The sequence below is a fragment of the Ignavibacteria bacterium genome (genome assembly GCA_016873775.1).
Lineage (GTDB): Bacteria > Bacteroidota > Ignavibacteria > UBA10030 > F1-140-MAGs086 > JAGXRH01.
In genome coordinates this window covers 1-9,186 of the sequence record VGWC01000087.1, presented here as the reverse complement: position 1 = coordinate 9,186, position 9,186 = coordinate 1, and the positions used below count along the sequence as shown (strand labels likewise).

Genomic DNA, 9,186 nt, shown 5'->3' with positions numbered 1-9,186 from the left:
GACAACGCAACACTTGGCGGACCATCGCAAACGATTTCGAAATATGGAATTTTAAATAGCGATTGGTACGTAACGATTGGTGGCGATGGATTTGTAACGCGCATTGACCCAAATGACCCGAACATCGTGTATTCGGAATATCAATACGGCGGACTTGCACGTTTCGATAAAAAAACAGGAGAAGTGTTGTGGATTCAGCCGATTGAAGACAAAGGCGAAGATGGTTTGCGATGGAACTGGGATGCGCCGCTTATTATTAGCCCGCATAATTCTTCGCGGTTGTATTTCGGCGCGAATAAACTGTTTCGCAGCGACGATAGAGGAAGTTCGTGGAAAGCAATTGGCGGAGATTTGTCGAGGCAAATGGATAGAAATAAAATTCCGATAATGGGAAAATTGTGGAGCGTAGATGCAATCAATCGTCACGGCAATACTGCGGCGTGGGGAAACCTTTCGCAAATTTCTGAATCGCCGAAGAAAGAAAATTTGCTCTACGTCGGAACGGATGATGGATTGATTCATGTGAAAGAAAATGAAAACAGTGAGTGGAGAAAAGTTGATAAAATTTCCGGCATCCCCGAATTGGCGTATGTCACTGTCGTCAACGCTTCGCAACACGATGAAAACGTAGTGTATGCGGCATTCGATAATCATCAGCAAGGTGATTTCAAACCGTATGTTTTGAAAAGCAACGACAAAGGAAAAAGTTGGAAAATGATTTCGAATAATTTACCGGAGAATGGTTCGGTGAAATCGTTTGCGGAAGATTATCAAGATGCGAACTTACTTTTTGTCGGAACAGAATTTGGACTGTATTTCTCAAACAACGGAGGAAAAATTTGGACGCAACTTTCCAGCGGTTTACCTTCAATTGCCGTGAAAGATATTGCAATTCAGAAACGCGAAAACGATTTAGTGCTCGCAACATTCGGCAGGGGATTTTATGTTCTCGATGATTATTCTCTATTACGTTCAGCAAATCCTGAGCTGTTAGATAAAAACGCGCACATTTTTCCAATCAAAGATGCGCTGATGTACATTCAAAAAGACCCATTAACTGGTGATGACCAAGGTTGGCAAGGAGATAATTTTTATCTTGCGAAAAATCCACCGTTCGGCGCGACGTTTTCATATTACATCAAAGAAGCAATGAAAACAAAAAAACAAAAACGTAAAGAAGCAGAAAAAGATGCGGTGAAAAACAAAACCGAAATAAAAATTCCCACCTACGATGAATCGCGAATGGAAGTTGACGAAGAATCACCGGCAATATTTTTTGTCATTAAAGATGAGGCGGGAAATGTTGTGCGAAAACTGAAAGGGGAGAACAGCGAAGGAATCAATCGCATCACCTGGGATTTGCGTTATCCTGCGCTCGACCCGGTGAATTCAAGTTCTGTAAATGATGGAAGTAATTCTGCGTGGTTTGTGCTGCCGGGAAAATATTCTGTAACAATGTTGAAGCGAATTGATGGAGTTGAAACGCAAATTGCTGGACCGATGGATTTTATTTGCAAGCCACTCGGAGTACCATCTATTGCAACAAAAGATAGAAGTGCGTTAATTTCGTTTCAGCAAAAGTCGTCGAGATTGCAAAGCGTCGTGAGCGCGAGTCTGAGTGTATTGCGCGAAACAAAATCGAAAGTGAATGTAATAAAAATTGCATTGATGCAAACGCAAGATACTACTGCAACAATTCACGAAAAAATTCGCAATCTCGAATTGCGTCTAACACAAATGAATCGTAAATTTACAGGCGATGAAATAATTTCGCAAAGAAATGATGCTGCGCCGCCATCAATTTTATCGAGGATGAATAAACTCACGGAAAGTTTTTATTCTTCGAACGCTGACGTTACAGAAATTCAAAAACAAGCATTTCACATCGCCGTTGAGGAATTTGAAATTGTATACGGAAGTTTAAAAAAAATTCTTGAAGAAGAAATTCCGTTTCTTGAACGACAACTTGATACACTTGGTGCTCCGCCCATAGAAGGAAATTTGCCTATATGGAAGAGAGAATAATTTTTTATTAACATCCGTTCTTTTGCTCACTACCATATTCACGTGCATTTTTTTGAATATGTCAACAACTGATAAACGCATAGACGCATATATTGCGAAGTCTGCTGATTTTGCAAAACCAATTCTCAAACATTTACGAAAACTGATTCATCTTGGATGTCCAGAAGTTGTTGAATCAATCAAATGGAGTTTTCCTTCGTTCGAATATAAAGGACTGTTGTGCAGTATAGCGGCTTTCAAAAAGCATTGTGTGTTTGGATTTTGGAAATATCAGTTGCTTATTGACCCCAAAAATTTTTTGGGAGAGAGAAAAAACAAAGGTGGTGAAGCGATGGGAAATCTTGGGAGAATTACTTCGATGTATGATCTTCCTCCCGATACAGTAATTTTAGATTTTATTCAACAAGCCAAAAAATTGAATGACGAAGGAGTGAAATTACCACAGAAGCAAAAAAAGAAAAAAGTTGAACTTGTTGTTCCTGAATATTTAAAAAACGCATTACGTAACAATAAAAAAGCAGAAGCAACATTCGAAGGATTTAGTTACTCGAATAAAAAAGAATATATCGAGTGGCTTACGGAAGCAAAAACAGAGGAAACAAGGAATAAACGCATTGTTTTTGCAATTGAATGGATGAGTGAAGGAAAAGTGAGAAACTGGAAATATGTAAAAAAATAATTTTTGTGAAGTGAAGGAATAATGGAGAACAGAAGTTTATCGTTTCCATTTTATCGTACAACCAATCGAAAATGTTTCGGGAGTTTTTATTGTTTTTCCATTAAGTAAAGTGTCAATGGCATCACGCAAAAACGTTTCTTGCACTTGATTGGGATATTGCCAATTATCATCCATTCTTCCGTGATAGCGTAATGTTCTTTCCGAATCAAACAAAAAAAATTCAGGTGTATGAGTTGCGAAAAATTTGTTTGCTACGCTTTGGTCTTCATCGCGTATATAAATAAAATTGAAATTTTTCAACGTCGCTCGTTCTTTCATTTTTTCTAAACTATCTTCGGGATAATTCTGAATTTCGTTCGCATTGATACATATTACTTGAACTTGTTTCTGCAAATAATCATTCTGTAATTGCATAATTCTTTCTTCATACGCTTGCACGTACGGACAATGGTTGCAGGTAAATGCGATGACGAGAAATTTCTTTTCTGAAAAATCTGAAGAAGAATATGTTTTTCCATCAGCACAAGGGAGATTGAAAAATTCCGGCATTGGAGAACCAAGTGCAAATGGAGAGGGGAGAACTGATACGCTCATAATGTCGTCAGTAAGTATATTACGATGAATGTTTACGTTTCAATTCGTCAATTTGAGGTTTAGCAATTGTTTCGTAACAATCGGGACAAATCCCGTGACTAAATTTTGCTTCCGAGTGATGTATAATATATTCCTCAATTTCGTGCCAGTATTTTTTATCATCACGAATTTTTTTGCAGTAGGAACAAATCGGCAGTAACCCTTGCAATTGTTGTACGTGTAAGAGAGCGTTTTCTAGTTCCAAGATTCGTTGTGCAAGAGAAAATTCGAGATGAAGAATTCGAACCCCCGCTTGAACACGCGCTTGCAGTTCTTTTGCAACAAACGGTTTCGTGATGTAATCATCCGCCCCAGTTTGAAGTCCTTCGATTATATCGCTTGTTTCTTTCAATGCGCCAGTGATGAGAATAATATAAAACGGAATTGCAGGGAATTGTTCACGAACTTTTTTACAAATTTCTTCACCGAGCATTCCCGGCATTTGTCTGTCAAGAATTAACAAATGCGGAGTATTTTTTTGCTGAATGATATTCCACGCGTCATTTCCGTTTTTCACAGCACTGACATCATGTCCCAATCGTTCCAACATCAATTGTAAGATATTCAACGCAACAGGGTCGTCGTCTGCAATGAGAATGTTCATACGAAAAAATATGATTGTTCTTTTTTAAAACTCATTATAAAATATATCTGCTTAAATCACGGTTCTTAACGATAGAAGATAATCGCTCGCGCACAAGTTCTTTGGAAATCTTTATTGTTTGGGAATCAATATTATCAGGCGCATCAAAGAGAATATCTTCAAGAAGTGTAGTCATAATTGTGTGCAAACGTCGCGCGCCGATGTTTTCAACTTGCTCGTTCACTTCTGTTGCAATTTTTGCAATTTCCTGAATACCGCTTTCTGTAAAATTAAGAGTAATTTTTTCTGTTTCCAATAACGCTGAATATTGTAACGTTAGTGCATTTTCAGGGAGTGTAAGAATTTTTATGAAATCATTTTCTGTTAGCGAATTTAATTCAACTCGAATCGGAAAACGACCTTGAAGTTCAGGAATTAAATCCGAAGGCTTCGATGTATGAAACGCTCCCGATGCGATGAATAAAATATGGTCGGTTTTTACGATACCATATTTTGACATAACGGATGAACCTTCGACAACGGGAAGTAAATCGCGCTGAACACCTTCTCGTGAAACATCGGGACCCCCGCCATGAGATTTGCTTCCTGCAATTTTATCTATCTCATCAACAAAAATAATTCCTGAATTTTCCACTCGTTCTATTGCTTCGCGAACAACAGCTTCCATATCTATCAATTTTTCTGCTTCTTCTTGCTGAAGAAATAGTTTTGCTTCTTTGACAGACATTTTTCGCTTCTTCATTTTTTTCGGCATCATGTTCCCGAAGATTTCCTGAACGTTCACGCCAATTTCTTCGAGATTGAACGGACCAAACACTTGCATATTCGGTACTTGTGAAGTCGGAACATCTACTTCGATTACTTTGTCATCCAAACTTCCTGCGCGCACTTTTTCACGGAAACGTTCACGTGTTGCATAATTTTCTTCTGCCTGCTGAACTGCATCAGTAACCTCTGCATTTTCACTTGTCGTTTGCTTTCGTTTTAGCGGTGGAACGAGAATATCAAGAATCCGTTCTTCAACGTGTTTTGCGGCTTTTTCCTGAACGGCGATAGTTCGTTCCGCTTTTACCATATTGACTCCGATATCAGCAATGTCGCGAACCATAGATTCGACATCGCGTCCAACGTAACCTACTTCGGTGTATTTAGTCGCTTCCACTTTGATGAACGGCGCATTTGCGAGTTTTGCTAGTCGTCGTGCAATTTCTGTTTTGCCGACACCCGTTGGTCCAATAAGGATAATGTTATTTGGCATTATTTCTTCACGTAAGTTATCCGCAACCTGCAACCGTCTCCAGCGGTTTCGAAGTGCAATTGCAACGGATTTCTTTGCATTGTTTTGCCCAATGATGTATTTATCGAGTTCTTTGACGATTTCGCTCGGTGTTAATTCTTTATGGTTGTTCTGTTTTATTTTTTTTTCCATCAATAATTTTTAAATGAAATGAATATTTTACCAATTCTACTTTGGGATTAAAGTTCTTCAATCGTAATATTTTTATTCGTGAAAATACAAATATCTCCTGCTGTTTCTAATGATTCGCGAACAATTTCTTTTGCTGAAAGCGAAGAATGTTTCACAAGCATTCGTGCAGCAGCAAGCGCAAAACTTCCCCCACTTCCGATAGCAATAATTCCATCGTCAGGTTCGATAATTTCTCCCGTACCTGAAATTAATAATGAACGTTCCTTATCCATTACTGCGAGTAACGCTTCAAGACGATGAAGATATTTATCCGTTCTCCATTCTTTTGCAAGTTCAACGGAAGCGCGTTCAAGATTTCCTCGATATTGTTCCAGTTTACTTTCAAATTTATCAAACAATGTCAATGCATCTGCTGCTGCGCCCGCAAAACCAGCAAGAATTTTTCCATCGTGCAATTTTCTCACTTTCTTCGCGTGGTTTTTCATCACGGTATTGCTTACTGTTACTTGCCCATCGGAACCGATTGCGACTTCGCAGTTTCTTCTGATTCCTATGACTGTTGTTGCGTGAAAAATAAAATCCATTGAAATTTTTTTGAATATTTTTTTATCTGATATAAGTGAATTTTGTGACGAAAATACGCATTAGAGTTTACGTCGTAGACGTGCAACGGGAATGGCAAGTTGCTCGCGGTATTTTGTAATCGTTCTTCGCGCAAGCGGAAGTCCTTTAAGCGTCATCTGTTTTGCTATCAAATCATCGGAGAGCGGATGTGTTTTATCTTCTCTTTCAATGAGTCGTTTAATCATCTGTTTTGCTTCTTTGTTAGAAATATCTTCGCCGTTTGATTGCTGTACTTTACTACTAAAAAAATATTTCAGAGGGAATGTTCCGTGCTGCGTTTGAACATATTTTCCATGTACTGCTCTGCTCACAGTTGATTCGTCGAGATGTACTATTTCTGCAATATTGCGATTCGTGAGCGGGCGAAGATTTTCTCCCGTTTCAAAAAATTCCGGTTGCTTGGAAATAATGGCATTCATAATATCTAACAACGTCGTATGCCGCTGCTGAATGCTTTGGATAAATGTTTTCGCTGCATCAAACCGTTGCTTGATAAAATCCTTCGCTTCCTGAGAAATTTGAGCTGTTTGATGCGTCATCATTTCGATGTATCGTTTATTAATGCGAATGTTTGGCAAATATGTGTTTGTTGCTTCAACAAGAAGTTCGTCATTGTTTTGCTTGACAATAAAATCCGGAATAATTGTGAGCTGTTCGCTGTTTGCAGTACTTTCTCCCGGTTTGGGATTTAATTTTCTAATGAGTTGCTCAGCATTTTTAAATTCATCGGGAGTTGTTTTTAACTTCTCTATAACTTTTTCCAAGCGTTTATTGATGAAGTCATCGTAACAAAATTCTAAAATATTTCTCGCAAGTTCTTCTCTTTTCAGTTCGAACTGTCCGCCATCGAGTTGTGCCAACAAACATTCGCGCAAATTTCGTGATGCGATTCCCGGCGGGTCAAGATGTTGGATTTCGTGTAAGACATGTTCCGCTTTTTCTTTGGTGATGATGTTATTAACTTCTGCAAGAATATCATCCAATGGAATTCGCAAATATCCATCATCATCTAAATTACCAATTACTTCTTTACCGAAAATTTTTTCTTCGTCAGAAAGTTCAAGAAGTTGTAATTGTTCAATGAGTTGGGAATATAATGGCAATCGTTCTTCTGCGGGAAAATCTTCTTTGTCTTCGTTATTGTCCCAATGTTCAGAACTTTTGTAACCTTCGTTCTCATCGTTTAATAAATGTTCAAATGAAAAATCGTCCTCTGTCGTTTTTTCTTCATTGTCGCTGCTTTCTGATTCGAGTGTATCATCCGATGATTGTTCTTCCTGTGTTTCTTCTTCATTGTCTCCTTCTTCAAGAAAAGGATTAAACTCCAATTCCTGTTTAATGCATTGTTCCAACGAAAGTAAAGGTTGCTGTAATAATTTTAAGTATTGTATTTGTTGCGGAGAGAGTTTCTGTTCTAATCGTTGCCGCAATTCCTGATAAAGCATAACAAATTATTTACTCGATGTCCGAAGGTGAAACGCGGAATATTGAACGCATTTTATTAAACCAAGAATTTCCAAATTTGCGCTTGAGTGATGAATGCAAAAAATCATAAAGTAAAATTTGTTCATCCGTTCCCTTTTTAACTGCTGAACGACATTCGTCAAGGCGTTCGTAGTGCAAAATTGGTCCGCCAAAATTTCGAATGCGAAGTGGAAAAAGATGGCACGAAATTGGTTTTTGAAAATTTATTTCCTGCCGTGCAAATGCATATTCAAACGAACATTTCACGATTCCGTTTTCGCGAAATGCGAAAACGCAATCACGGTCGTTCACGCTTTGAAGTGCATATTCAGCATTATATTTATAAAAAAAATCGTTGTTATTTAAATGTTGCTGATGGCTTTGTGAAAGATATTTCTTTACCGCCGGAATTGCCTTTCGAATGACAGAAATTTCTCTCTGGTCTATCGGCGCACCTCCTGCACCTTTCAATGAACAACATGCTCCTTTGCATTCACTCAAATCGCAAGCGAATTGTATCGAAGGAATATCAGAGTGGATTGCAACTTTATCAATGACATACATTTTTTTATAAAATTTTCGCGGTAAAGATACTTAAAATTCACAACTCACCATTAGAAGAAATGCACGCTTCTTTTGATGCTCATTCTGTTTTTCTGTATTTTGTTCACCAATTTTTTTTAGAACGTATTCCAATTAACATTGATGAATTATAATCAACGAACACATTCGTGCGGTGAACTCCGTATTTCTGATATAGGAAAATTTGTAACACTCAACGGGTGGATTGACCGCGTACGCGATTTAGGCGGCGTACTGTTTATTGATTTGCGCGACCGTTACGGAAAAACACAAATCGTTTTTAATCCGCAACGATGCGATGCAAACGTGTATGAAGAATCGAAACATCTTCGGAGCGAATTTGTCGTTTCGGTTTCCGGGAAAATTGAAAAACGTCCCGACGGAACGGAAAATTCAGAACTCGCAACGGGACAAATTGACGTACTGATTTCTGAACTTACAATTCTCAATCGTTCTGAAACTCCGCCGTTTTCTATTTCTGAGGAAGACAACACGAATGAAGAAACGCGATTGAAATATCGCTATTTGGATTTGCGCCGCGAACAAATGCAAAAGAATATGATAATGCGTCACAAAATGTATCAAGTCGTGCGCAATTATTTTTCTGAACATAATTTTCTCGAAGTTGAAACGCCGATACTGATGAAATCAACTCCCGAAGGAGCAAGAGATTATCTCGTTCCATCGCGCGTCCATCATGGAAAATTTTATGCACTTCCGCAATCGCCGCAAACGTATAAACAAATTCTGATGGTAGCGGGATTCGATAGATATTTTCAAATCGTGAAATGTTTTCGCGATGAAGATTTACGCGCGGATAGACAACCGGAGTTCACGCAAATTGACGTGGAAATTTCTTTTCCAGATGAAGAACTCGTGTATAAAATAGTAGAAGGTTGTATGAAGCGATTGTATCAAGAAGTTTTGAATGTTGAAATTTCCACACCGTTTCAGCGAATGAGTTATCACGATGCGATTGAAAAATACGGAAGCGATAAACCGGATTTACGTTTCGATTTACAATTGACAAACGTGAGCGACGTTGTGAAAGATTCTCCGTTCCGATTATTTGCAGATAATGTTGCAAAAGGCGGAACAGTTGCGGGATTGCGAGTTCCTAATGCTCAAGAAATCGGAAGAAATCAA

General features: G+C 38.4%; 8 protein-coding genes. 2 read left to right on the top strand and 6 right to left on the bottom strand.

Annotated elements, in window-relative coordinates; translation table 11 throughout:
- The first annotated feature begins 2,083 nt into the window (after nucleotides 1-2,083).
- A complete protein-coding gene (locus tag FJ218_10080) occupies nucleotides 2,084-2,704 on the top strand; it encodes a hypothetical protein (protein MBM4167247.1) in 621 nt (206 codons plus the stop codon).
- 36 nt (nucleotides 2,705-2,740) lie between these two features.
- Here FJ218_10080 and FJ218_10075 read toward each other — a convergent pair whose 3' ends face one another.
- Genes FJ218_10075 through FJ218_10050 form a run of 6 tightly spaced genes read right to left on the bottom strand, consistent with a single transcriptional unit; the run spans nucleotide 2,741 to nucleotide 8,022 of the window.
- A complete protein-coding gene (locus FJ218_10075) occupies nucleotides 2,741-3,298 on the bottom strand; it encodes a thioredoxin family protein (protein ID MBM4167246.1) in 558 nt (185 codons plus the stop codon).
- A gap of 19 nt (nucleotides 3,299-3,317) precedes the next feature.
- Entirely contained in the window at nucleotides 3,318-3,941 is a 624-nt protein-coding gene (locus FJ218_10070) for a response regulator (GenBank protein ID MBM4167245.1), read from the bottom strand.
- Nucleotides 3,942-3,975: 34 nt separating this feature from the next.
- Nucleotides 3,976-5,370 carry an ATP-dependent protease ATPase subunit HslU gene (gene hslU, locus FJ218_10065; GenBank protein ID MBM4167244.1) on the bottom strand — a complete coding sequence of 465 codons (1,395 nt, stop codon included), beginning with the start codon at nucleotides 5,368-5,370 and terminating at the stop codon, nucleotides 3,976-3,978.
- 47 nt (nucleotides 5,371-5,417) lie between these two features.
- Complete coding sequence (gene hslV, locus FJ218_10060) at nucleotides 5,418-5,954, bottom strand: ATP-dependent protease subunit HslV (protein MBM4167243.1); 537 nt, start codon at nucleotides 5,952-5,954, stop codon at nucleotides 5,418-5,420.
- Between the two features lie 60 nt (nucleotides 5,955-6,014).
- The gene (gene rpoN / locus FJ218_10055; protein ID MBM4167242.1) at nucleotides 6,015-7,439 is read right to left on the bottom strand and encodes an RNA polymerase factor sigma-54; all 1,425 of its coding nucleotides are present in this window, start codon (nucleotides 7,437-7,439) and stop codon (nucleotides 6,015-6,017) included.
- Between the two features lie 10 nt (nucleotides 7,440-7,449).
- Entirely contained in the window at nucleotides 7,450-8,022 is a 573-nt protein-coding gene (locus FJ218_10050) for a DUF3109 family protein (protein MBM4167241.1), read from the bottom strand.
- Nucleotides 8,023-8,163: 141 nt separating this feature from the next.
- Between FJ218_10050 and aspS the strand changes: the two genes are divergently transcribed.
- Nucleotides 8,164-9,186 (top strand): aspartate--tRNA ligase (aspS, locus tag FJ218_10045; protein ID MBM4167240.1); only part of this gene is annotated, 1,023 nt, incomplete at its 3' end.

Excerpts from the sequence above, each read along its gene's own strand:
- hslV (MBM4167243.1), bottom strand. The coding sequence starts at position 5,954 with ATGGATTTTATTTTTCACGCAACAACAGTCATAGGAATCAGAAGAAAC.
- FJ218_10075 (MBM4167246.1), bottom strand. The coding sequence starts at position 3,298 with ATGAGCGTATCAGTTCTCCCCTCTCCATTTGCACTTGGTTCTCCAATG.
- FJ218_10070 (MBM4167245.1), bottom strand. The coding sequence starts at position 3,941 with ATGAACATTCTCATTGCAGACGACGACCCTGTTGCGTTGAATATCTTA.
- FJ218_10080 (MBM4167247.1), top strand. The coding sequence starts at position 2,084 with ATGTCAACAACTGATAAACGCATAGACGCATATATTGCGAAGTCTGCT.
- rpoN (MBM4167242.1), bottom strand. The coding sequence starts at position 7,439 with ATGCTTTATCAGGAATTGCGGCAACGATTAGAACAGAAACTCTCTCCG.
- hslU (MBM4167244.1), bottom strand. The coding sequence starts at position 5,370 with ATGGAAAAAAAAATAAAACAGAACAACCATAAAGAATTAACACCGAGC.
- FJ218_10050 (MBM4167241.1), bottom strand. The coding sequence starts at position 8,022 with ATGTATGTCATTGATAAAGTTGCAATCCACTCTGATATTCCTTCGATA.